At 37.0% G+C, this 23,754-nt stretch carries 20 protein-coding genes; 14 read left to right on the top strand and 6 right to left on the bottom strand.

Going from position 1 to position 23,754, the window contains the following annotated elements:
- Positions 1 to 235 precede the first annotated feature (235 nt).
- Positions 236 to 2,221, bottom strand: coding sequence for a putative porin (locus tag DKG77_RS06635; protein WP_109661340.1), 1,986 nt, complete (start codon positions 2,219 to 2,221; stop codon positions 236 to 238).
- Positions 2,222 to 2,418: 197 nt separating this feature from the next.
- Between DKG77_RS06635 and DKG77_RS06630 the strand changes: the two genes are divergently transcribed.
- The 4 genes from DKG77_RS06630 to DKG77_RS06615 all read left to right on the top strand — a co-directional run bounded on the left by DKG77_RS06630 (position 2,419) and on the right by DKG77_RS06615 (position 7,649).
- On the top strand, positions 2,419 to 3,015 hold the full coding sequence (locus DKG77_RS06630) for a ribonuclease HII (RefSeq protein ID WP_109661338.1): 597 nt from the start codon (positions 2,419 to 2,421) through the stop codon (positions 3,013 to 3,015).
- A gap of 28 nt (positions 3,016 to 3,043) precedes the next feature.
- Complete coding sequence (locus DKG77_RS06625) at positions 3,044 to 5,500, top strand: ribonuclease HII (RefSeq protein ID WP_109661337.1); 2,457 nt, start codon at positions 3,044 to 3,046, stop codon at positions 5,498 to 5,500.
- A gap of 130 nt (positions 5,501 to 5,630) precedes the next feature.
- A complete protein-coding gene (locus tag DKG77_RS06620; protein WP_109661335.1) occupies positions 5,631 to 6,950 on the top strand; it encodes an OmpA family protein in 1,320 nt (439 codons plus the stop codon).
- A gap of 3 nt (positions 6,951 to 6,953) precedes the next feature.
- Positions 6,954 to 7,649, top strand: coding sequence for a TapB family protein (locus DKG77_RS06615; protein ID WP_109661333.1), 696 nt, complete (start codon positions 6,954 to 6,956; stop codon positions 7,647 to 7,649).
- 29 nt (positions 7,650 to 7,678) lie between these two features.
- Here the strand turns inward: DKG77_RS06615 and lipB are convergent, their stop codons facing one another.
- The 3 genes from lipB to DKG77_RS06600 are packed head-to-tail and all read right to left on the bottom strand — an operon-like array spanning position 7,679 to position 9,334.
- Complete coding sequence (gene lipB / locus DKG77_RS06610) at positions 7,679 to 8,395, bottom strand: lipoyl(octanoyl) transferase LipB (protein WP_109661331.1); 717 nt, start codon at positions 8,393 to 8,395, stop codon at positions 7,679 to 7,681.
- Between the two features lie 32 nt (positions 8,396 to 8,427).
- Positions 8,428 to 9,168 carry a hypothetical protein gene (locus tag DKG77_RS06605; RefSeq protein WP_109661330.1) on the bottom strand — a complete coding sequence of 247 codons (741 nt, stop codon included), beginning with the start codon at positions 9,166 to 9,168 and terminating at the stop codon, positions 8,428 to 8,430.
- Between the two features lie 10 nt (positions 9,169 to 9,178).
- The gene (locus DKG77_RS06600; protein ID WP_082433465.1) at positions 9,179 to 9,334 is read right to left on the bottom strand and encodes a YqaE/Pmp3 family membrane protein; all 156 of its coding nucleotides are present in this window, start codon (positions 9,332 to 9,334) and stop codon (positions 9,179 to 9,181) included.
- A 92-nt stretch (positions 9,335 to 9,426) separates the two neighbouring features.
- On the opposite strand from DKG77_RS06600, the gene DKG77_RS06595 reads away from it, so the two are divergent.
- The 4 genes from DKG77_RS06595 to DKG77_RS06580 all read left to right on the top strand — a co-directional run bounded on the left by DKG77_RS06595 (position 9,427) and on the right by DKG77_RS06580 (position 13,558).
- Positions 9,427 to 10,470 (top strand): helix-turn-helix transcriptional regulator, encoded by a 1,044-nt coding sequence (locus DKG77_RS06595; protein WP_109661328.1) that lies wholly within the window; start codon positions 9,427 to 9,429, stop codon positions 10,468 to 10,470.
- A 106-nt stretch (positions 10,471 to 10,576) separates the two neighbouring features.
- Complete coding sequence (locus DKG77_RS06590; RefSeq protein WP_109661326.1) at positions 10,577 to 11,134, top strand: thioredoxin family protein; 558 nt, start codon at positions 10,577 to 10,579, stop codon at positions 11,132 to 11,134.
- A 49-nt stretch (positions 11,135 to 11,183) separates the two neighbouring features.
- On the top strand, positions 11,184 to 12,875 hold the full coding sequence (gene lysS, locus DKG77_RS06585; RefSeq protein WP_109661324.1) for a lysine--tRNA ligase: 1,692 nt from the start codon (positions 11,184 to 11,186) through the stop codon (positions 12,873 to 12,875).
- Positions 12,876 to 13,117: 242 nt separating this feature from the next.
- Complete coding sequence (locus DKG77_RS06580; RefSeq protein WP_109661323.1) at positions 13,118 to 13,558, top strand: hypothetical protein; 441 nt, start codon at positions 13,118 to 13,120, stop codon at positions 13,556 to 13,558.
- Between the two features lie 79 nt (positions 13,559 to 13,637).
- On the opposite strand, the gene DKG77_RS06575 is transcribed toward DKG77_RS06580, so the two are convergent.
- Positions 13,638 to 14,186 carry an RNA polymerase sigma factor gene (locus DKG77_RS06575; RefSeq protein WP_243414869.1) on the bottom strand — a complete coding sequence of 183 codons (549 nt, stop codon included), beginning with the start codon at positions 14,184 to 14,186 and terminating at the stop codon, positions 13,638 to 13,640.
- An 88-nt stretch (positions 14,187 to 14,274) separates the two neighbouring features.
- Between DKG77_RS06575 and DKG77_RS06570 the strand changes: the two genes are divergently transcribed.
- The 6 genes from DKG77_RS06570 (at position 14,275) to DKG77_RS06545 (ending at position 23,136) form a co-directional block, all read left to right on the top strand.
- Positions 14,275 to 15,423, top strand: coding sequence for a FecR family protein (locus tag DKG77_RS06570; protein WP_109661319.1), 1,149 nt, complete (start codon positions 14,275 to 14,277; stop codon positions 15,421 to 15,423).
- A gap of 79 nt (positions 15,424 to 15,502) precedes the next feature.
- Positions 15,503 to 18,751 carry a TonB-dependent receptor domain-containing protein gene (locus tag DKG77_RS06565; protein ID WP_243414867.1) on the top strand — a complete coding sequence of 1,083 codons (3,249 nt, stop codon included), beginning with the start codon at positions 15,503 to 15,505 and terminating at the stop codon, positions 18,749 to 18,751.
- A 177-nt stretch (positions 18,752 to 18,928) separates the two neighbouring features.
- Entirely contained in the window at positions 18,929 to 19,678 is a 750-nt protein-coding gene (locus DKG77_RS06560) for an SDR family NAD(P)-dependent oxidoreductase (protein WP_109661317.1), read from the top strand.
- 9 nt (positions 19,679 to 19,687) lie between these two features.
- Positions 19,688 to 20,743, top strand: coding sequence for a flavin monoamine oxidase family protein (locus DKG77_RS06555; protein ID WP_109661316.1), 1,056 nt, complete (start codon positions 19,688 to 19,690; stop codon positions 20,741 to 20,743).
- Positions 20,744 to 20,770: 27 nt separating this feature from the next.
- The gene (locus tag DKG77_RS06550; RefSeq protein ID WP_109661314.1) at positions 20,771 to 21,649 is read left to right on the top strand and encodes a helix-turn-helix domain-containing protein; all 879 of its coding nucleotides are present in this window, start codon (positions 20,771 to 20,773) and stop codon (positions 21,647 to 21,649) included.
- A 56-nt stretch (positions 21,650 to 21,705) separates the two neighbouring features.
- Entirely contained in the window at positions 21,706 to 23,136 is a 1,431-nt protein-coding gene (locus DKG77_RS06545; protein ID WP_109661312.1) for an SLC13 family permease, read from the top strand.
- Between the two features lie 71 nt (positions 23,137 to 23,207).
- On the opposite strand, the gene DKG77_RS06540 is transcribed toward DKG77_RS06545, so the two are convergent.
- Positions 23,208 to 23,510, bottom strand: coding sequence for a hypothetical protein (locus tag DKG77_RS06540; RefSeq protein ID WP_109661310.1), 303 nt, complete (start codon positions 23,508 to 23,510; stop codon positions 23,208 to 23,210).
- Positions 23,511 to 23,754: the final 244 nt, after the last annotated feature.

The following is a 23,754-nucleotide window of genomic DNA, read 5'->3' as shown; positions in this document are numbered from 1 at the left end:
TTACGCTGTCTATACAATATGTAAATGAACTTCTTCAATAATCAAGAAAAAAAACGACCCCTATCAGGCCCTTTTTCCCCTCTTTCCAAACCCAGCCTTATCAGCTAAGCGGGTGCAAATATAACTACCTTATTTTTCCTCCGCAAGTAGTTTTTGTCTATTTTTCTTTAAAAAAATAAATAAAACTGTAAACCACTGTTTTTCAGCTTTAAATTATTTTCCCATTATGATAATTTTAAGAAAAGAAATTCCAAACCAATCCAAAGCGAATAACAAAGTCCCGAAAGGGATAGTTTGGAGCTGAATAAAAATTGGGTTCGGAAAAGGAAGAATTGAAGTGTTCTGCTTTTAAATATATTCTAGTTTGCCTAACCTTAGCATTGATAAAAAAGTCTAACATTGGAAAGCCTCCAAATTCCTCTCTGTTCTGAATGTAAAACTCGCCCAGCAATGGATTGTAAGCATTCATATTATAAGAGGTAAAATATTTAAGAGTAATCCCTGTTTGTAAGAACATCGCCTTTTTAAACGCATCTGTTGAGAAGTAAAGCGTATTCCTTGTAACCAATTGAGGCACATTAAGCACTTGTTTGTCTTGGGTAACATCTTGATAGAGCACAGAATTGGCAAGAGCCCAGTTTCTCCACTTGAACTCCTTCGTATATTTTACTCTAAGATGATTTACGGTAGATGATTCCTGAAACGGCTTTACAAAAGCGGTCTCTTGAGCATTATCAATTTGTTCTTGTGACGCAATAGATTCAAAGTACGTAAAATTATCAATAGCGCTATATTCCGCTTCTATTGAACCCAACTTATTTGAATTAAGACCAAATCCTATGCTCTGTGTTTGAACATTATCAAAAACATCTGTGTTTTGCCAGTTGAAATTTTGATAATCGCTTTGGTACAACAAAAAATTGAAGTTTGGCATTCGGGAAGAAGCATTGATAGAACCGAAAATTTTATTGTTGTCATTTAGTTCATATTCCACCGCTGCGTTGAAGGCATTTCCTGTAAGGTCTCCCGAAACAGTGTAGTTAAGGTTTCCTTTTAAAAGCAAGTGTCCAAACTTTTTAGAATAACCACCACCCACGGCAATTTCTTCTCCTTTTAATTGATTTTGAATTGTACCTTCTTCCAGTATCAGAATGCTATTAAAAAAGTAGTTGTAATTGTATAAGCTAACACTGCCCGTTACATTGCCCAAAGTTCTATTTGAAAATGTTGTAGAAACCTTGTTGAACATGGTTTTTAAGCGTGCTTTGTCTTCAATGGGGGTTAAGAACGGATCTTGTCCAAAAGCATCTGTCTGGGCCGACTGAACAAACTCATAAAATTTGGTTTCGTAATTAAATTCATGACCAATTATAAGTGTTGTTGGTTTATTATCCGTAGAATCCCTTTTTACATTTAAAAGTTTTAGCTGGTGGTCTAAAAAGTATCGTTTACCCAAGACCCTGTTGTTTGCATTTTGATACTGAACATCTATTCGGGATCTATCTGTAAAGTCCGGTGTTCCGCCTTCAAACTGTGTTCTATCTAGCAAGCCTCCATTTTCTTCTGTTTCAATTTCCTGGGCTGCAATATGGCCTCTTAGGTTATAATTGCCCTTTTTATTGCCATAATTGAAGGTTGTTCTAAAATTTCCTGACTGAGCTTGATCAAACCGGTATTTCCCTAAGGACCTAAACCCTTTGTATGCCAGAGAAAAATTGAATCTTTTAGATAGGTTAAACGTCAGCAAAGCATCTAATAACTGTCCTTGTTCCAAGGTGGTTTTGAACATCAGTTCCGTCATTGGAGTGGGAACATTGTAATAATCTATATCTTCTACTTCAAAATAGTTATTATGTTTTGCAAGTGCCCCCAAATGCGGATAGAAAGAGTTACTGGAAAAAGTTCTTCCAAGCACATTATAGGGTTGCCCAATATTTGAAAAAGGCATCAACTCAAAATCATCCTTTCTTAAGTAATTGTATTTATATTCCTTTAAAATGGTTAGAGTGGTATCTAATGAAGTAGTGTCCCTTGCATAAGAAACAATTTTGTAGTCAACAATGGAGATTGTTGGGGCTTCCTCTTTTTCTTTTTTTTGTTTTATGAACTTGGGTTTTCCTTTGGCTGTAGAGTCAGCTTTCTTTAACGGAGGCAAAGAGTCTTGTTGTGCAAATAGTAATTGTCCCAGAAAAAAGAGTAGGGCAAAAAATAAAAATCTCATTCCATATTATTCGTCAGGCAAAGGTATATGTTTTGTTTATAAAGAAATGTGAAAGTTTGAAGCTCTAAAGTTTTCATCAAGAAACACATGAGGGATAAAAGAGTATTTGGATTGCGTTTTAAGGGTTTTTGATTTTGATTTTTTCCCTTTGGATTTCATTCTCTATTTTAGAGCGTCAATATTAGCCTGCAAACAAAATGCTTAAAAACATCTTTAAATACCCAAATGAAGCGGGCACAGATGAAGCTGGAAGAGGTTGTTTGGCCGGACCGGTGACGGCAGGCGCCATCATCCTTCCCAAAGGTTTCTCAAACAAAATATTGAACGATTCCAAACAATTGTCAGAATCAAAGAGAGCGTTTTTGAGGCCCATTCTTGAAGAAGAGGCCATCTCTTTTTCCGTATGTCATGTTTTTGAAAATGAAATTGACAGCATAAATATCTTGAATGCATCCATACTGGCAATGCACCGGGCTTTGGACAAATTAGCTCAGGTTCCAAGTTTTATAATCGTAGACGGCAATCGATTTAAACCCTACCCATCTGTAGGACATGAATGCATCATTAAAGGGGATGGTAAATTTATGAGTATTGCGGCAGCATCTGTATTGGCCAAAACCCACAGGGACGAATACATGAACAAAATCCATGAAGAGTTCCCCATGTACAATTGGAAAAAAAATAAAGGATACCCTACAAAAGAGCACCGGCAAGCCATTAGAGAGCATGGACTAACTAAATATCACAGAAAAAGCTTCAGACAACTTCCAGAACAATTGACACTGGATATTTAAAATCATAAATTTGTTCGAAACACCGAAAATGAAACCCAAGGTACTGCTGCCCTTCCTCCTCCTTTTCTTCCTTTCTTGCAAGACCGAGGTGAAAATTACTGATTCGTTATTAAAACACTTGCCACCAAATTTCGCACTGATAGTAAAAATCAACAATCTATCCAACTTCAAGAGCGAGCTTAAAAACAATGTTTTTCTTGAAAAAATCGGCAATTTTCAAATCCACAAGGACATTCTGAAAAAGACAGCCGGATTAGAACATATTGAAACTGAATCCACAAGTATTTTAGCTTTTTATGAAATTGGGAAAGAGAATTTCGAATTTGTTCTCATCTCTGACCGGGACCCCAATTTTTTTAGTTTAGAAGATGTAACTGATAAAAAAGTTGAGACACTTGTCTACCAAAACAAAAGCATAACCAAATATACCATGGCAGACCATGAGGTCTATAGTATGCTTACGGATGACACCATTGTGCTAAGTTCCTCACTAATGCTTATGGAAAATATGGCTCGCTCCAATAACAGCAATGTAAATCCAGCACTGAAAAAATTGTACGACACCTCTGGACCAAACAAATCGGCAACCTTGTTCTTTAATTTAAAAGAGCCATCTTCCTTTTTGTCCCCACTTTTAAAGGATAATCATAACGGTGTAAAAACTTTTTCTGATTGGGTCTCTGTGGATTTTTCGGCAAATTCAGACAACATAAATTTTAATGGGGTCGCTGTTGCCACAGACTCTACCAAAAATTTCATCAACTTATTCAGAGGAACAACCCCCCTAACCAATAAAACTCAGCTTTTTGCACCATTAAACGCCCAAGCGGTGCTTTCTTATACTTTTGATGACTATCAGGTTTTTGCCAAAAACCAAAACGTCTACTTAGATAGGATAAAACCAATTGATACACTTTTTAATACTGTTGAGGAAGTTGGTATTATCTATTTAAACAATAAAAAAGTAGCACTACTTAACTCCTTTGGCACCGAAAGTTTATCAGAATTCCTAAATACCGATAAAAATTCTTCTTACACCTATCAAGGAAGTGAAATTTTGGAATTGAAGAGTCAGGGATTTTTGTCCGAAGGGTTTGCTCCATTATTGAAAGATTTTGCATCCAACTTTTGTACTATTCTAGAAAACACTTTTGTTTTTTCAGAAAGCAAAGAGTCTTTACAAACAGTAATAAGCAATTACAGGAATGGAACGTCATTTAACAATGCCCCTATTTATAAAACGGCCAAAGCTCCATTAGCTAACGAGTCCAGTATTTTATTTGTTTCAAATTCCTCAGGAATAAACTTTTTGGCAGAGCAAGAATTTGCACCTAAACCTTTGAGTTCAGTTAAAAAAGCAGAACTATCAGATCATGCCTTTGCAGCCCAGGTTGTGGCCGATAATGATTTTGCACACATCAACTTCCTAATCTCTAAAATTGAGAAGACAGTTAAAAGTAACACAGTAACTCCCTTGTTTACCTTGGAATTGGAAACTGACCTGGCAATTGACCCTCAGTTTGTAAAAAACCACAGAACCAATAAACAGGAAATTGTTGTTCAGGACCAAAACAATTTTTTGTATCTCATTTCAACAGATGGCAAGGTTCTTTGGAAAAAACAATTGGATGGCAGAATACAAGGCTCAATACAACAGGTAGACATCTATAAAAATGGTCGTTTGCAATTAGCGTTTTGCACCAATAATCAATTTCTAATCATAGATAGAAACGGAGAGGAAGTCCCTCCTTTTAAAAAAACGTTTGAAGGTGGAAATTTAAATCCCTTGTCGGTATTTGACTATGAAGGAAAAAAGAATTACCGTTTCTTAATAACGCAAAGTGAAAAAGTCTTCATGTACAATAACAAAGCCAACATTGTAGATGGATTCACCTATACTTCAGCTCAAAGCCCCATACTAAAGGAGCCCAAGCACTTTAGGGTTGCCAATAAAGATTATTTGGTATTTCAATTAGAGGACAAGACCCTTAAAATCTTACATAGATCAGGTGGTGACCGTATCAAAGTTGCCCAAAAGATTGATTTTTCTGACAATGAGGTCTTTTTGTACAAAGACAAATTTTCCACTACGAATAAAAAAGGAGTACTTCATCAAATTGACACAAGGGGAAAACTTACCAGCACTAATTTTAATCTTAATAAAGATCATGGAATGTATGCCACCAGCAAGACTTTGGTCTTTATGGATGATAATGTTCTAAGCATTAGAGGAAAGAAAGTGGAATTGGAATTAGGTGTTTATACCAAACCTAAAATCTTTTACATCTATGACAAGATTTACGTTAGTGTAACGGACATTCAAAATCAAAAGATATACTTGTTCGACAGCCAAGGCAAACCCATTCCCAATTTTCCTGTTTTTGGGAACTCTTTAATAGATTTAGTGGATATGGACAATGACAAAAAACTGGAATTGGTGGCCAAGGATCAGGAGAATTCTTTAATTCTCTACAAGATGAATTAATAGCTTCTTCGCAACAACTTATACATTAGTTTATACAGAACATACAAATTACGCTTTTCCGTAAAGTACTTTTCGTAGATTCAAAAGATATTTTTTACCTTAAAGAACACAAAATCAAAACACTACATAAATGAAAACCTCCTTTGTAAGCAAAATCCTATTGGTTTTTGCCATGGCTTTTAGCATGAACGGCAATGCGCAATTTTTTAAAAAATTGGCCAAGAAAGCTGAAAAAGCCGCAGAACGCACGGTGGAACGTCGTGTGGAGAACGAAACATCAAAGAAAACAGATCAAGCCTTAGACAGTATATTAGAACCAGGTTCAGGAAAAAAACAATCCCCAAATACTCAAGGAAATACCGGTAATCCACCAAATTCTGGAAATGATTCAGGTCAATCCCCAAATACGGGAAATCCAGATGCTTCTGGTGCCAAGACCATTCAGGTATATAGCAAATTTGATTATGTTCCGGGTGACAAATTAATGTTCTATGATGATTTCGCTTATGATTTTGTTGGAGACTTTCCCTCTAAATGGAATACCAATGGTGGCGGTGAAATAGTCACCTTGGGCGATTCTCCGGAAAAATGGCTCGAGCTAATTTCTGGATACAGAATGTATTACATTCCAGATGTACCCCAACTACCAGAAGAATACACCATTGAATTTGATTTAATGAACGTTGGCCTTGATAACAAAACCTCATCTAATGCCAAGCTCAGGATTGAGCTCAGTAACGATGATAAATTTAAAGAAGGTAGCTACTTTGTATATTCAAGTATTTCCTTTTGCCAATACTCTCCCATTGGTATCACCATGGAAAGTAGGGTGGACAATAAAAGAGACATTTATAGTACCGTCAAAGCAGACCTGAGAGATGAAGTACTTAACAGGCCACACATATCCATTGCGGTGAACAAGCAACGCTTTCGGCTATGGGTAAACGAGGAAAAACACATAGATATTCCCCGTATTGTTCCAACTGGAGCGGCACTAACAACATTAAAATTCCACATGAACGGTTTCAGGGATGGTATTGAGCGTTTGTTTATTGGCAATCTCAAAATTGCAGAAGGTGGGGTTGACTTAAGAAGAAAACTCATCTCTGAAGGAAAGGTATCTACTAATGGCATTTTGTTTGATTCTGGTTCTGCTAACATACAACCACAATCCATGGGGATTATCCGTCAAATCTCACAAGTATTAATGCAAGAAGCTTCAATGAACCTTAAAATAGTGGGACATACAGATTCCGATGGCAGTAATGAAAGTAATCTTTCCCTCTCTCAAAAACGGGCCGAAGCGGTCAAGAGTGCTCTGGTTTCCATTTACGGAATCTCAGCAGACAGATTGTCTTCTGAAGGAAAAGGAGAGTCTGAACCTTTAGGTGACAATAGTACCACAGATGGAAAGGCACAAAATAGAAGGGTAGAATTCATAAAACAATAATCCATGAAAAAAATATTGATATCCGCAGTTATTTGTATTCTTTCAACTCAAATTGGGACCGCTCAATCAGAATGCAGCAAATACTATCCGCTTGAAGATGGTGCATCCTTTCAATACACCAGTTACAACGGAAAAGGAAAATTGCAAGGAAAAACAGATTATACCGTAACAAATGTTTCAGATTCTGAAGGAAAGACCTCTGCTACCATGCAAATGAAATATCAGGACCATAAAGGCAAAGAAGTCATGTCATCCGAATACGGCTTTACATGCGAAGGTGATGTAGTGAAGATAGATTTCCAATCTTTGATGAACCAGCAAATGATGCAACAATTTGCCGCGGTTGAAATTGATGTTACCGGCACAGATATTGAATTGCCCAATAATTTAACCGTAGGTCAAGAATTAGCGGATGCAAATGTGAACATAGCAGCTGATATGGGCGGCATGACCATGAACATGAATGTTGAGACCATTAACAGAAAGGTTGAGAAAAAGGAAATGGTATCTTCGCCTGTAGGCGAATTTGACTGTTACGTCATCTATAGTGAAAACAAGACAAAAATGGCAATGATGGGCAACAAAACCTTTCCATCTAGAATTTGGCTTGCTGAAGGTATTGGCATGGTAAAGCAAGAAAGTTATAATCAAAAAGGGAAGTTGACCAACAGCATGGTCTTGACCAAACTTGAAAAGTAAATTACACTTTTATAAAAAAAAACCGAGGTTCACACCTCGGTTTTTTCCTTTATGAGTTCAGCGCTAAAGAGCGTTTCAAAATGTTGAAGTAACTTTTGTTTTACTTCTTCTTCATCTACTTTCGTCTTTCCCAATTCAATATTTAAAGAAGTAACAGCTTTGTCCTTGATTCCACATGGAATCATTAAATCAAAATAGCCTAAATCCGTATTTACGTTCAAAGCAAAACCATGCATGGTCACCCATCTACTGGCACGCACACCCATGGCGCAAATTTTTCTTGCAAAAGGAGTTCCTACATCTAACCAAACACCTGTTTCTCCCTCGGAGCGTTCGGCTTTCAAACCATATTCAGCCAAGGTTAAGATTACCATTTCCTCCAAAAAACGAAGATATTTATGAATATCAGTAAAGAAATTGTCTAAATCCAATATTGGGTAACCCACAATTTGTCCAGGGCCATGATAGGTAATATCACCCCCTCTATTGATTTTATAAAAACTGGCTTCTTTTTCCTTAAGCTGAGTTTCATTTACCAAAAGGTTATTGATGTCCCCACTTTTTCCCAAAGTATACACATGCGGATGCTCTACATAAAGAAAATAATTAGGAGTTTCAAGATTGGACTGCTCTCTTCTATTTTTGATTTTGGAATCAACGATTTCTTTAAAAAGAGCTTCTTGGTAATCCCAAGTTTCCTTGTAATCCTTTAAACCTAAATCTTGCAGGATAACTTTCTTGTTCATCCAACAAAGATACGAAGACCTATATAGGAAAACTAGTTTTCCAATTCCACTTCCAGGTCCAATGCTGCAGGGTTTTTCATAAGGTCCATGAATCCCACTTCATAAAACAAGGTTTTACCATCAGCACTAAATGTAGCACCTTCAACATTGGTAGATTTTACCTTCCTTGGAAAATGGTATTTAAGTGTGTAGGTAGAACCCGAAAGGAACATTTCTGCACCTTGCAGACTGTCCAAGCTTTGCTTAAACAGTTCTTCATCTATAATTTTGGCTTTTCTGGAGAAGTTATTCTTTGAAAATGCATACTGAACCTCCGTTGTAGGATCCTGCATACCCATTGGCGAAGGCTTGCCTTCTCCGCTATTTGGGCCAAGTGCACTTGCCCCTTGAAAAGCATTGAATGCATCATTGACTTCACTTACATTTTTGAACTCGCTGAATAAGTCAAATCTCATCAATTTTTCCTCTGGGTTCATGACCATATGCATGTTAAAAGGCTCAAGCCGTTTCAATTTGGCCTGTTCTTCTGGTGGCAAACCAGCTATGCTATCTTTTTTATCCTCTAGCATGTCCTTAAAAGAAATCAAGGAATCAATAGCTTTTTCATTGCTCTTCATCATTTCTTCACCTGCCATTTCCATAAGTTCGGAACCATCAAAATTGATTGATAATTTCCCAGACCCATCTTCTTTTAAAAAAATTTCTTCAGTAAAATTACATGCAGAGGTTAGGGCAATTGTTAGAGACAATGCCAAGATTTGGATTTTTTTCATGCGGTTACTTTTAGTTTGTGTTGTTTAGTATGACAAGTGCCCCAATAATGCCTGGCACCCATCCACAGAGGGTTAAAAGTAACACAATAACAAAAGAACCACAACCTTTTCCGATGACCGACAAAGGAGGGAAAATGATTGCTAATAAAACTCTCCAAAAACTCATTGATTTGATTTTGATTGATGATACTTATAGGTATACAATTTGCTGGATTTGTTACACAAAACCATTAAATTTAACCACTTTACAAAAGTAACATGCGGGTTTTTATATTCCTTTTTATTTTTCTGAACACTTTTATTGCTGTTGGTCAATATCATTTCTCCGGACAAGTATCTAAGGAAAACGAAGGCAGATCGGTTTATCTATCCTTAATTGAGGATTACAGAAAGTCCTCAAGAATCTATTTGGACCAAATCATCCAAGAAACCGTAGTGGACTCCTTAGGGTACTTTCAGTTTGAAGGAAATAACCTCTTTACCAAAAATCGAGTATACCAGCTTCATCTGGACGGATGCTCAAATGAGCTAAAGACCAATCATTTTTTAGGACAGTGTGATAGCAGTACGAGCCTGCTTTTTATAGCAAACAACAAAGATGCCATTCAATTTCCCACTTCTTTCGAAAACCAAGCACTATGCACAATAACCTCTACTAATGCTAAATCATCTGTTTTCCTTGAGATAGATGCGCTTAAAGAAGAAATGATATTCGAATTCATGGACTACAATAGCGAATCAAGTGCCTCCCTCAATTTAAAAAAATGGTTTAAAAGATTACAAGACTTTGCAGAAAGGTCAGATGAGCCTTTGGCTGAATTATACATCTATGACTTTCTATCCGATAGAAAAAACGAGACCCACACATTCTACATGATGGATGTAAAATTCAATGGTTACTATGACGAACTTTTGACACGATTAATGAACAAATATCCCAATGCTCCTTTTACGTTGCAGTATGAAAATGAGTTGAACGGAGATAAATTAGTGCAACATGATACCAATACAACATCTCCCATAAATCATTGGAAATACATTTTATATGGCGGTATACTCTTTTTGATTTTACAAGTTGCCTATTTCAATTTTAAAAGGCGCGAAAGAGAAAAAAAGAAAAACCCTTTTGATTTACTTACCGTTCAAGAAAGAAATATCATGACCAAAATTTCTGAAGGAAAATCCAACAAAGAAATTGCTTCAGAGCTGTTTATTAGCTTAAGTACGGTAAAAACACACATCAATAACCTTTACAAAAAGCTTGATGTTTCTTCACGTAATGAAATCAAGTCAATGCTCTAATTTTAGAAAATCCACCTAGGGTCTAGTCCTAATTTCCATCCTCAAAAAAGCTCACCACCTATTGATTTTATTGAATTTTCGGTCATAAACGTAAAAACCGATAATCATGAAATCAATTTTAGTAACGGTCTTATTCATTTGCTCCTCAATGATTTTTTCTCAAGAATTCAACAAGGAAATCACATTGGAAAACGGAAAAAAGTTCCTGCTCGGAAAAATTAATCTGGATGGTCTAAATTCAGAACCCTATCAAGCTTGGTTCCAACAGCAACATGAGTCCTATGATGTAGATGAGACTTTGATCAAGGTCATTAAAAAGCCATTAAAGGGTCATCAGATTAAATTGTTCCTTGGCACCTGGTGCGGAGACAGCAAGAGAGAGGTCCCTAGAATCATTAAGATTTTGGAAACTGCCAACTTTCCAATGAAGAAATTGGAAATTGTTGCTCTTGATCGAAGAAAGGGGCTTGTAAAGACCAGCCCAACTGGCGAAGAACAAGGACTGAATATCATAAAAGTGCCAACAATAATCTTCTTTAAAGATGGCAAAGAGGTGAATAGAATAGTGGAAAGTCCAATTGAATCTCTAGAGGAAGACACAGTTCAAATTGTAAGCGGGAAACCTTATACCCCTAATTATGCCACATTAAGCAAGACCAAGTAAGGAATTAAAGCGCAAAAGTGTAATTTTGCGCTTTAATTTTTTATAGACTATGCAACTATCGGAACAGGAAATCGTTCGAAGGGAAAAATTATCCAAGCTTAGGGAAATGGGAATTAACCCCTACCCTGCTGCGCTATATCCAGTTGATGCTACTTCCAAGAGCATCAAAAACGATTTTGAAGAAGGTAAACAGGTAGTGATTTCCGGTAGATTAATGTCCAGAAGAATTCAGGGTAAAGCTTCTTTTGCTGAATTGCAAGATAGTGAGGGGCGAATTCAAGTCTACTTCAATAGGGATGAAATCTGTGTTGGGGAAGACAAAAGCCTATATAATGAAGTTTATAAAAAGTTATTGGACATTGGCGATATTATTGGCATTGAAGGTGAACTATTTACCACCCAAGTAGGTGAAAAGACGGTCATGGTCAAAAACTTTAGTTTGTTGAGCAAGGCGTTGAGACCTTTGCCCCTACCAAAAAAAGATGCCGATGGCAATGTCTATGATGAGTTCAATGACCCTGAAATGCGTTATCGTCAGCGTTATGTGGATTTGGTGGTAAACCCATCTGTAAAAGAAACTTTCATCAAGCGCACAAAAATAACAAACAGTATTCGTGAGTTTTACAATGAAAAAGGATATTTAGAAGTAGAGACTCCTATTTTACAACCCATTCCTGGTGGAGCTGCGGCGCGACCATTTTTAACGCACCACAATGCATTGAATATTCCTTTGTATTTAAGAATTGCCAATGAATTATATCTTAAAAGATTGATCGTTGGTGGTTTTGATGGGGTATATGAGTTTTCCAAAGACTTTAGAAATGAAGGCATGGACCGTACCCATAATCCTGAGTTTACAGTAATGGAGCTCTATGTGGCCTATAAGGATTACAACTGGATGATGGATACCACAGAACAATTGCTTGAAAAAATCGCTATTGATGCCACTGGAGGTACAAAAGTTACTGTTGGTGAAAATGAAATAGAGTTTAAGGCACCTTATGCCCGTGTTCCTATTTTAGAGGCCATTAAAATACATACTGGTTTTGAAGTAGCCGGAATGAATGAGGTCCAGTTGAGAGAAGTTGCCCAAAAACTCGGGTTGGAAGTGGACGAGACCATGGGTGTTGGTAAATTGATAGATGAAATATTTGGTGAGAAATGTGAACACCATTATGTGCAACCTACCTTTATTACAGATTATCCAAAAGAAATGAGTCCTTTGACCAAGGAACACCGGGTTAACCCTGCACTTACAGAGCGTTTTGAACTTATGGTGAACGGTAAAGAATTGGCAAATGCCTACTCTGAGCTGAACGACCCCATTGATCAACGCGAACGTTTTGAAGACCAATTGAAGCTTTCTGAAAAAGGAGATGACGAAGCCATGTTCATTGATCAAGATTTTTTGCGTGCCCTTGAATACGGCATGCCCCCAACTTCAGGTATTGGAATAGGAATAGATCGCTTGGTTATGTTGATGACCAATAATTCATCCATACAAGAAGTATTGTTCTTCCCTCAAATGCGACCAGAGAAAAAAGCTGTGGAGCTTACTGAGGAAGAAAAAATCATCATGGACGTGCTTAAACCTATTGGCGAAATGCCTTTGTCAGAACTTAAGGAAAAAGCAGGCCTCAGCGGCAAAAAATGGGATAAGAGCACCAAAAATTTAGCAAAGCTGGCACTTTTTGAAGTACAAAAAACAGATAAAGGTTTAGTTGCTAAAACAAAATCCTAGAGTTCCCTTAAATCTATATTTCATTCTAACCATACTTTACTATACATGAGGCTATTTTTATTGTTCACATTATTATCTATATCAATTCATGCTCAAATAGGAGCTACCAAAGCCGTAATACTAAAAAAAACGGTGAACAAATTGATGGTTTAGTAAAAAACATAATAATAAGTAAGGAGGTTAATGTTGTCTCTTATGCAACGAGTGCTCGTGGAAAATTTCAGGTTATCCCTGCTTCAGAGGTGAAGGAAGTAATTCTAAAAGAAAAGAAAAAACTTCTTATCCGTGAGGTAGAAATCGACAATGGAAACAACAACCTTTTGGTTTTGGAGCGCATAGACAGAAGCAAAGAATTCACTTTTCAGAAAAAAAGACTTTATCTGGAATTATTAGTAAATGGAGTTGTACCTCTTTACCGGACCAATCTTAATGATATTGAGAAATTCTTTATTAAAGATCACAATGGCAATATCGTTCAATTGCTTTATAAAAAATACTTATATCAACGTGCCGCTAATTATATTGGCAATGACTTCTCCGATGAAAATAACTTTTATTATAGACAATTGTATTCAGAAGCTCGCTGTCTTAATAAAAAAATGAAGTTTAAACCACCTGAATACACCAAGCTAAAACTTATTGCATATTTTAAAAAATTTAATTCAGGCAAATGTGCTAACTAAATCTGTTTTGTAAAGTTTAGGGAACTGTTCTTAGTCAGAAAAACACCAGTACTCTCATTCTAAAATTAGTTTTTATCAATTAGAATAAAAACACAGAAGCATTCTCTCTAATTATCCGTAAGGCCTTGGACATCTGGTTCTCTACGGTTTTAATGGAAATACCCATGTCCTCGGCTATTTCACGGTATTTTCTGCGCTCTAGCTTGTTCATTATAAAAATCTCCTTGCACCTTGGTGGCAACTTATCGATTAGTTCTTCCAGTTTGTTATAACTGGCCCTAACAAGGTCATCATCTTCCTTCAATTCAAAATAGCTGTCATAAATGGTCTCCCATCTAATTCTATCTAAAAGATCTGGCTTCTTTTTATCTTTTCTTAATTGAAGCAAAAATTGATTATGGCAAGATTTAAAGAGATAGGCCTTAAGTGATTCCCTTATGGTAATCTGGTGTTTCTTTTCCCAAATTTTAATCATGGTCTCTTGAACAATATCCTTGGAAAGACTTCTATTACCGCTAAGTTTAAAGATATAGTTGCACAACCAATCGTAGTATTCATCAAACAAATACTCGTAGGCAACTACGTCACCTTTCTTCAAATTTTCTACAAGTATTTTTTCGTTCATCATAAAAAAATATAGGCTAAAGTATAAAATTTATAAAAAAAGTAGGGGTTTTTTGTCAAATTCGTATCATAGAGTTGTAAGACTATTAAAAATGCAAGATTTAATTGAGAAATTCTTAAACCGAACTATTTCCGTCAGCGAGAGAAAGCGATTAAAAAAGTGGGTTCTATCCAACAAGGAAAACCTAAACACTTTTAAAAAGGAAATAAATAATAGATCGGAAAACAATTTGCAGCATCATTTCGACGGCAAAGATGCTTTCAAAGAATTCATGGTTGCAGTGGATAAAGGAAGAACCAAAAGAAGGAAAAAACTTCACTTTGTTCGTTATGCAGCACTCTTCATAGGCATTTTGGCCACAGCAAGTTTTATTTACGTTGCCCAATTTAACAACAATGATAATTCTGAGTCTACCCATGTGAGTAATCTTTCCAATCAAATAGTGATTACCCTTGCGGATGGAACACAGCAGGTAATAGCTATGGATGACACAAAAGTGCTAACAGATAAAAAAGGGAACATCATAGCAGAAAAAGAATCGGCAGGGTTGGATTTTAGTAAAATTGAAAACTCCTCTGGTGCCAACCTGGTTTTTAATGAAGTTTACATTCCCTATGGTCAAAAATTCAAAATAACCCTTTCTGATGGGACTAAGGTTTGGTTAAATTCAGGATCTAGCCTCAGATTTCCAAAAAACCTGGGTACATCTGCCCAAAACCGTATGGTTTACTTGGAAGGCGAAGCGTTTTTTGATGTAACCAAAGATAAAAAAAGACCTTTTATTGTTAATGCAGAAAACCTGGACATTAAAGTCTTGGGAACACAATTCAACGTATCTGCCTATAAATCCGATGGTAATATCTCCACCACTTTGGTAGAAGGTTCGGTCAATGTTTATGAGAATTCCAATCCTGACACAAAAATCCTCCTCAGTCCAAGTTATCAAGCGGCATTTATAAAAGAGAACGGCACTTTGACCAAACAGAAGGTTGATGTGCGTACTTACACAAGTTGGATGGAAAATAGATTGATTATAGACAATCTGTCATTTGAACAAATTCTTCGAAAACTTGAAAGGGCCCATAATGTTTCAATTATCAACAATGCTGAAAGTTTGAACAACGAGATGTTCAAAGGAGAATTTCAGAACGAACGCATTGAAACTATTTTAAATACAATAGCTTCTAGCACACCTTTTACTTATGAAATAGAAAACAACGTAATCACCATATCAAAATAGAAAGGGAAGGTGTTGCAGCACCTCCCCCAATTGTAGATCGCTAACAAGAATTATTACTAACAATCAAACACTCAAAATTATGAAAAAAAGCATGGTTTTCAAGTCACCCTTTTTCTTGGTGGCCAGCACAAAATTGACCTTAAAAATGAAGTTAAGTTTTTTTCTCACTTTGTTTATTATTTGTCAGCTCACTGCCAATGATATTTATTCGCAGAGGAAAGTTCATTTTGAATTTGAAAATGTTCCCCTAAAAGACATTTTAAACGAGATAAAAAAACAATCTGGTTACAACTTCTTTTATAACGTGAATGAAATCAATGATGCTAAAAAAACCTCATTGACCGCATCGGACGAAAAGATATTCACGGTTTTGGATAGGCTCTCAGCACAAGAAAGTTTAGACTATTCCATAAACGGAAATCAGATCGTTCTAAAAAAACAATCGCTGGACAAAAGCACTATCAGTCCAATAAATGATCAGCGGCAAGTAAACGGGTCCGTTAAAGACGGGGATGGCAACCCATTGCCTGGGGCAAATGTTTTGGTCAAAGGCACCACAAATGGATCACAAGCCGATTTTGATGGAAATTTTACACTAGAAGTTGATGATGAAAATGCTGTTCTGGTCATCTCATATCTTGGTTTTAAGACCACTGAGGTCTCATTAAACGGACAATCTACCATCAGCATAGTTCTAGCGGAAGACGCCGCCCAGTTGGATGATGTGGTCGTTGTAGGGTCCAGAAACCCTAATAGAACAGCTACTGAGACTACCGTTCCTGTGGATGTAATTGATGTAGCAACCATTGCCAATCAAGGACCACAGGTTAGTGTAAATGAGATATTGAACTATGTTGCACCTTCTTTCACCTCACAATCGCAAACAGTGTCAGACGGTACAGATCATATTGATCCCGCTTCGCTTCGTGGCTTAGGTCCAGATCAAGTATTGGTATTGATAAACGGTAAAAGAAGACATAACACTGCTCTAATAAATGTTAATGGAACTGTTGGTGCAGGAAGTGTAGGTACAGATATGAATGCTATTCCAGTAGCGGCTATACAGCGTATTGAAGTACTTAGAGATGGAGCAGCAGCCCAATATGGTTCTGATGCCATTGCCGGTGTTATCAATATCGTCCTTAAAAAATCTACTGGAAAGCTTGATCTTTCATTGACTTCTGGAGCAAATTTTAGTGAAAATAGCAACCAGTTTGAAGGAGGAAGTGATGGGGAAAAGTTTCAGTTAGATGCTAATTTTGGACTTCCGATTGGAGATCGAGGATATATTAATTTCACCGGTTCCTTATCCACCAGAGAACCTGCTTTAAGAAACAAAGATTATGCAGGTGATATTTTTCAAGGGTTTCATGGTGCGGAGCGTGTTTTTGCTGCAGGTGGAGGAACAGTGGCCGACATGACATTACAGGATTATGCAAATGCCGCCCAGGGCATTGGTTACCTAGACCAAGGAGTAAAAGATCAAATTGCAGGTCTTGACCTAAATGATGATACTGATATTGACACCTTTCGTGGTCTATTAGGTTTTGACGCCGATGAGGATGAACTCTCTGCACGTGGACTTACAAGAGAAGATTTTAGGTTTAAAGTAGGTACATCAAGACTACGAGAAGGAAAATTCTTTGCAAACCTTTCTATTCCAGTTTCAGAAACAACAGAGATCTATGGTTTTGGCGGGATAAGCTATCGTCAAGGATTGGCCTCTGGATTTTACAGAAGACCCGCCCAAGGTGATGGCCGTGCAAACACACCTGCATTTCCAAACGGATTCTTACCTAACATTGGAACAGATATTATAGATCAATCCATCGCTATGGGAATCAAGGGCAAGGTAAATGAATGGGATGTTGATTTTTCAAATACCTATGGTAGAAATACATTTGACATTACCGTAGGAAACTCAAGCAACGGAACATTGGGCGTTGCCACCCCTCGTAGTTTTGACGCAGGTGGGTTGGGCTTTACCCAGAACACAACCAATTTAGATTTCAGTAGGTTCCATGAAGATATTTTTGAAGGATTTAATGTTGCTTTTGGGGCAGAATACAAGGTTGAAAAGTACGAGATCATAGCTGGCGAAGAGTCTTCATATACAAGTTATGATATCAATGGAAATCCAGTGAACAGCGTTACACCGGACGATCAATTGGTAAGAAATAATTTTACTGGTTCACCATTAGGCGGGGGTTCTCAAGTTTTCCGCGGATATGACCCCGGAAATGCAACCGAAAAGTTCAGGAACAACATTTCTCTATACGCTGATTTTGAGGCAGACTTTACCGAAAACTGGTTATTGAGTTTAGCCGGTAGATATGAGAATTATTCAGATTTTGGGAGCACTTTCAACTATAAATTAGCAACAAGATTAAAACTTACAGAAAATCTAGCCCTAAGAGCGGCGAGCAGTTCTGGTTTTAGAGCACCTTCATTGCACCAACAATTCTTTAGCAGGACAAGTACGGTGTTTGTGGACAACGTACCTTTTGAGCAAGGAACTTTTACCAATGACAGTAGAGCAGCAACACTTATCGGGATTGATAAGTTACGAGAAGAAACTTCCAACAGTTTTAGTGCTGGATTAACAGGTAATTTTGGTGATTTTTCAATTACTGTTGATGGATACCTAATTTATATAGATGATCGAATTGTTTATAGCGGAAGCTTCGGAAATGGCGGCGATCCTGAGCTTACATCGATTTTCGCATCTGCCGGTGCCACTAGTGCCCGGTTCTTTGTAAATGCCATTGATACTAAATCCTCAGGTTTGGACATAGTTCTATCCCATAAAACAAATTTGGGAGATGCAATCTTAAAAAATGATTTGGCGGCTACCTTCAACAAAACAGAAGTTGAAAACATTTTTGTCCCTGAACTTATTGAGAATGCTGGCCTAAGTGGATCTTTCTTTGATGGTCAAGAAGAGGCATTTTTGACCCTTGCACAACCAAGGACAAAATTGAATCTGACAAATTTGGTTTCATGGAATTCTTGGGATTTTCTATTAAGAAATGTATACTTTGGAGAGGTGACCGATCCTGATGATTTCAATGGAGATGCCCGTGTAGGTGGCACAACTGTAAGCGATGATGCTGTTTACGGAGGAAAATTGGTTACAGACCTTACAATAACAAAAACATTCACTGAAAATCTATCACTAACCGTAGGGGCCAATAATCTTTTTGATGTTTACCCAGATGAAAACAGGGAAGGCGGTACCTCCGGAGATCAGTTTGTATATTCAAGAAGAACGTCTCAATTTGGATATAGCGGCCGTTTTCTTTTTGCACGTTTAAGATTGAGCCTATAGTCGCATAGGTGTTGAATTAGTCAAGTTTAGTTTATCAAAAAAGCCTTCCTTAACGGGAAGGTTTTTTTATTAATGATAAATGGTTTCCTAAAATTACCATTTGTTCTCTTTTTATAGCTTAAATAACAGATTGGACCAATCTAATTTTGCGCTACAATTATTAAAAATTAAATTAAAATGAAGAAAAGAGCATTAATCATAGGAGGCAGTAGCGGAATTGGAAAAGCAACTGCACAAAACCTTTTAAACGAAGGTATTGAAGTGCATGTAGTAGGCACCAATGACACTAAATTGAATGCCTTTAAAAACGAAGCCAATGACAATCTGTTCGCACATAAAGTGGATATTACCAACAAAGACCAAGTAGATGCTTTACAAAGCACTATTGCTGATTGGGACAATCTGGATTACTTAGTAAACGCTTCAGGTATTTTTGGCCCAAAGGCATTTTTAGAACATACTACATCTGATTACGATTCGTATTTAGATTTGAACAGAGGTTTCTTTTTCATCACTCAAGCTGCTGCCAAAAAAATGGCGGCAACCGAAGGTGGTGCCATTGTGAACGTTGGTTCTATGTGGGCCAAACAATCGGTAAAAGCAACACCTTCCTCTGCATATTCTATGCAAAAGGCAGGTTTGCACAGTTTAACACAGCACTTGGCCATGGAATTGGCAGATTATAAAATTCGTGTTAACGCCGTATCACCTGCTGTCGTTGAGACCCCAGTGTACGAAAGCGTATTTGGTGGAAAACAAGAGGCAAATGATGCGCTTAAGAACTTTCATGCCTTCCATCCAATAGGTAGAAATGGACGTGCTGAGGATGTTGCCAATACCATTTCATTCTTACTTTCAAATAAAGCTTCTTGGGTTACCGGTGCTATTTGGGATACTGATGGTGGCGTAATGTCAGGAAGAAACTAAATTTGACTTTTGAAAACAATACATTCCAAATATGTTATTGTGGGAGCTGGATTATCTGGCTTGACCACGGCTTACTCCCTAATTGAAAACGGCGAAGAAGATTTTATCATTTTAGAAGCAAGGGATAGAATTGGAGGTAGAATTCTTACAAAGGACGGTATCGATTTGGGAGCGACCTGGTTTCAAGACCACCATGTCAATTTATCCAAACTGCTCGATACTCTATCCATTCACAAGTTTGAGCAGTATAGCAAGGGCAAAAGTGTACTGGTGTACAATACCATGGCTCCCGCACACTATTTTGAAAGTCAACATAACGGACCATCGGCATATAGAATTGCCGATGGGTCCATTGCCGTCATCAATAAACTTGCCAATAAATTAGAAGGTAAGATTCATCTTAAATCAATAGTTACTAGCATCAATGAATGCGATGATAAAATTAGCTTAACAACTAACGGTAAAACCTATTTTGCAGAAAAATCTATAATTACCTTACCACCCAAACTGGCATCAGAAATGGATTTTAGTCCAGAGTTGCCAAAAAGCTTGCTTCAGACAATGAAATTCACCCATACTTGGATGAGCAATGCCATTAAAGTTGGTATCCTGTTCAACAAGCCCTTTTGGAAAGAAAAAGACTTTTCCGGGACAGTTATAGGGCAAGTAGGGTCTGTTATAGAATTATATGATCACTGCGACCATAAAGAGAACACCTTTGCGCTCATGGGCTTTATCAACGAAGGATTAAGGGAGACTAAGGCCAAAATACGACAAGAAAAGGTTTTAGACTATCTAACAAAGTATTTGGGCGAAGAGGTTAAAAGTTATACTGCCTATTTTGAAAAGGACTGGTCAAAAGACCCACAAACATCATGTGAAAATCTAAAGTCAGTTTACATGAGTCCTCAATACGGGAATGAAATATACAATGAATGGCACTGCAATGGAAAACTGCTGTTCTCCGGTACAGAAACCTCTCCTATGTATGGCGGCTACCTAGATGGTGCGGTTTACAGTGGATTAAATGCAGCAAAAAAACTGTTAAACAAAGAATTGGTTTAATTTTAGAGGAAATAGCACTTTATCTACGTGAAAGATAATTCTACAAAAATAGCGCAATACCACCTGCATAAAACAAACCCGAAAAAGTTACAATTTGAGGTATATGACCTAAAAGAGTACCGAGCAAAAAACATTAAAAAGGCCGCCGCTCCACATTCACATAGCTATTATCAAATAATTTGGTTTTTCAACAAAGGAGGAACACATACTGTAGATTTTAAAACATATGACATTAATGAAAATACCATTCTATTTATCTCTAAAGATCAAATCCACTTTTTTGATGACAATCTAGATATTCCTGGTTGGCTCATCCATTTTAATGAGAGTTTTTTCATGCATACTGATGTTGATATTTTTTTGAAACACAACATTTTTAAAGCCCAAAAAAGTGCTTGCTATGCCATGGATTTTGCGGCTATCCAAACTGCAAAAAATTACGTGACATTAATTTTAAATGAGCTTGACAATAGAAATCGCTTTGGTTTTGAAGATATTGTTAGGTTTTTACTAAAGTCTTTACTAATAAACCTTGAACGTGCCCATCTAAAAGATTTGGATGAGAAGTTAGAGTTTACAAGTCCTTACCAGCTTCAGTTTTTCAGGTTTAAAGAACTTGTTGAGGAGAACTACAACAATGGTCTTTCTGTAATTGACTTTGCCAATTTACTTCATATATCTTCCAAAACATTGACCACAATAACAAACACAGTTGCTAACAAACCTCCCTCTCAAATCATTTCGGACCGAATCATCTTAGAAGCAAAACGGTTACTTAAATTTACCTCCTTGCAAATAGGAGAAGTGGCTTTTCGTGTTGGGTTCGACGACCCATCATACTTTATAAAATACTTTAAAAGACATGTTTCTATTTCCCCAAACAAATATCGCTTTGCCAAGGGTTAATAAAGTAGCTTTTTTATTCTACTAAAAAACCTTAGTTTAGGCCTTAATAAAACTTTTTGAGGTTGAGTAAAAAAGTAGGCCTTATTGCAGGCCCAATTGTCTTTCTTATTTTAAGTAATTTACCATTTGACATTGTCTCTCAAAAAGGTGACCCTGTTGTTGCAGTGGCGGTTTGGATGTTGATTTGGTGGATAACAGAAGCTGTTTCCATTTCAGTGACCGCACTTTTACCTTTGTTACTTTTTCCACTACTTAAGATATTGCCCATTGCTGAAGTGGGTGCAAATTATGGAAGCCCTATAGTCTTTCTATTTTTTGGCGGATTTGTAATGGCACTGGCCTTAGAAAAAGTAAACTTGCACAAACGCATAGCGTTAAATATCATACGCTTAACAGGTACCACACCTAACAAGGTGATTCTTGGGTTTATGATTGCGACAGCATCATTAAGTATGTGGATAAGCAACACAGCAAGCACTGTGGTGATGTTGCCCATTGCTCTTTCTGTAATCAATTTGTTAGTTGATGATGAAGATGGCTTTACAAAAAATGATCAGAACTTTGCTCTTAGTGTTATGTTGGGCATTGCCTTCTCCGCCAATGCGGGAGGAATTGCGACCGTAATCGGAACTCCACCAAATTCTATTCTAATTGGGCTTTTGGAAAATGAGTACAATACACAGATTTCTTTTTTAAAATGGATGACTCTGGGATTGCCTTTTTCAATTGTTATGATTGGCATTAGCTATTTGGTATTGGTAAAATGGATGTTTCCAAATAGAGATTTAAAATTCAATGCCTCCAAAGATGTTATCCATGCGGAGCTCAAAAAATTAGGTTCCACTTCTGGAAAAGAAAAAATGGTGTTGGTCATTTTTGGGGTTACTGTTTTCTTATGGATTTTTAGGACACTAATCAACAACCTTTTCCCAGGTCTTGGCCTTACAGACACCATGATCAGCATTTTTGCGGCAATTACTCTTTTCGCCGTTCCCTATAACCTAAAAAAGAGGGATTTTATAATCCTTTGGAAAGATACATCTCAGCTAGCATGGGGTATTTTAATATTGTTTGGAGGAGGACTGGCCCTTGCAAAAGGAATGTCTTCCAGTGGAATTGTTGATATGGTGGCCACCGCAATTGCAAGTAGTGATATAAGTATTCTTTTAACCGCATCGCTTTTAATCCTTTTAATGCTATTTATGACAGAACTTATGAGCAACGTAGCACTTGTTGCTGTACTGGCACCTGTGGTTGCGGGAATAGCGATTGGTCTAGAAGTTCCTATACTTTATTTATTGATTCCGGTGACTATTGCCAGTAGCTGCGCTTTCATGTTGCCAATGGCAACACCACCAAATGCCATTGTATTTGCAAGTGGGTATGTAAAGGTTCCGCAAATGGCAAAAGTGGGGATTATACTTAACCTTATCTCGGTGGCGTTGCTAATATTGGTGTTTCAATTTGTAATACCACTTTTGTTTTAATAAAAAGAGCCTCCCCAAACTGGAAAGGCTCTTGATAAACTAACTAACTCAAAAAATAGTAAGAAACTAACTTACTTTGTATAAGGATCAAAACCTTCTGGCAGGTAACCAGTAGTTTCAAAACCTAACTCAATTTCATCACACTCGTCTACAAAATTGATTGCTTTTACAGAAAAACCACCACTGTACGGATCAAAGTTTTCAGGTAGATACTTGGAGGTATCAAAACCTAGTTCCCAATCTTGGTCCTCTTCAATGAAAATGACTTTGTTTATATCAAAATCTTCATCCATTGTGACCAATGGTTTGGCATTTACGTTAAATGCCAATAAGGCAAATCCAATTGTTGTCAATATATAATTCCTGTATTTCATAACCGTTGTTTTTTAATTTACAGCAAAGATAAAACCACTAAAACTGAAGATTATTATATTTAGTTTTTTGTTAACGAACCCGCAAAAACAGTGGGGTCATTGAATTATCAATTCCTGCTTTCGGGAATTGGCAAACTATTAGTTTAGAGCTTCAAATATTATCAGATTAACAGGTTTAAAACGGTTTTGTTAACATTTACACTTCATCGATTTTTGTGTTATTTTTTTGTTAAGCACCTTTAAC

This window comes from Flagellimonas aquimarina, from assembly GCF_003149745.1.
In the GTDB taxonomy this organism is placed as follows: Bacteria; Bacteroidota; Bacteroidia; order Flavobacteriales; family Flavobacteriaceae; genus Flagellimonas; species Flagellimonas aquimarina.
Note: the sequence above shows the minus strand (reverse complement) of the source record. Positions and strands in the feature narration are given on the sequence as shown.

Excerpts from the sequence above, each read along its gene's own strand:
- DKG77_RS06570 (WP_109661319.1), top strand. The coding sequence starts at position 14,275 with ATGCAAGATTTAATTGAGAAATTCTTAAACCGAACTATTTCCGTCAGC.
- DKG77_RS06630 (WP_109661338.1), top strand. The coding sequence starts at position 2,419 with ATGCTTAAAAACATCTTTAAATACCCAAATGAAGCGGGCACAGATGAA.
- DKG77_RS06635 (WP_109661340.1), bottom strand. The coding sequence starts at position 2,221 with ATGAGATTTTTATTTTTTGCCCTACTCTTTTTTCTGGGACAATTACTA.
- DKG77_RS06595 (WP_109661328.1), top strand. The coding sequence starts at position 9,427 with ATGCGGGTTTTTATATTCCTTTTTATTTTTCTGAACACTTTTATTGCT.
- DKG77_RS06615 (WP_109661333.1), top strand. The coding sequence starts at position 6,954 with ATGAAAAAAATATTGATATCCGCAGTTATTTGTATTCTTTCAACTCAA.
- DKG77_RS06600 (WP_082433465.1), bottom strand. The coding sequence starts at position 9,334 with ATGAGTTTTTGGAGAGTTTTATTAGCAATCATTTTCCCTCCTTTGTCG.
- lipB (WP_109661331.1), bottom strand. The coding sequence starts at position 8,395 with ATGAACAAGAAAGTTATCCTGCAAGATTTAGGTTTAAAGGATTACAAG.
- DKG77_RS06620 (WP_109661335.1), top strand. The coding sequence starts at position 5,631 with ATGAAAACCTCCTTTGTAAGCAAAATCCTATTGGTTTTTGCCATGGCT.
- DKG77_RS06565 (WP_243414867.1), top strand. The coding sequence starts at position 15,503 with ATGAAAAAAAGCATGGTTTTCAAGTCACCCTTTTTCTTGGTGGCCAGC.
- DKG77_RS06575 (WP_243414869.1), bottom strand. The coding sequence starts at position 14,186 with ATGATGAACGAAAAAATACTTGTAGAAAATTTGAAGAAAGGTGACGTA.
- DKG77_RS06540 (WP_109661310.1), bottom strand. The coding sequence starts at position 23,510 with ATGAAATACAGGAATTATATATTGACAACAATTGGATTTGCCTTATTG.
- DKG77_RS06590 (WP_109661326.1), top strand. The coding sequence starts at position 10,577 with ATGAAATCAATTTTAGTAACGGTCTTATTCATTTGCTCCTCAATGATT.
- DKG77_RS06625 (WP_109661337.1), top strand. The coding sequence starts at position 3,044 with ATGAAACCCAAGGTACTGCTGCCCTTCCTCCTCCTTTTCTTCCTTTCT.
- lysS (WP_109661324.1), top strand. The coding sequence starts at position 11,184 with ATGCAACTATCGGAACAGGAAATCGTTCGAAGGGAAAAATTATCCAAG.
- DKG77_RS06560 (WP_109661317.1), top strand. The coding sequence starts at position 18,929 with ATGAAGAAAAGAGCATTAATCATAGGAGGCAGTAGCGGAATTGGAAAA.
- DKG77_RS06605 (WP_109661330.1), bottom strand. The coding sequence starts at position 9,168 with ATGAAAAAAATCCAAATCTTGGCATTGTCTCTAACAATTGCCCTAACC.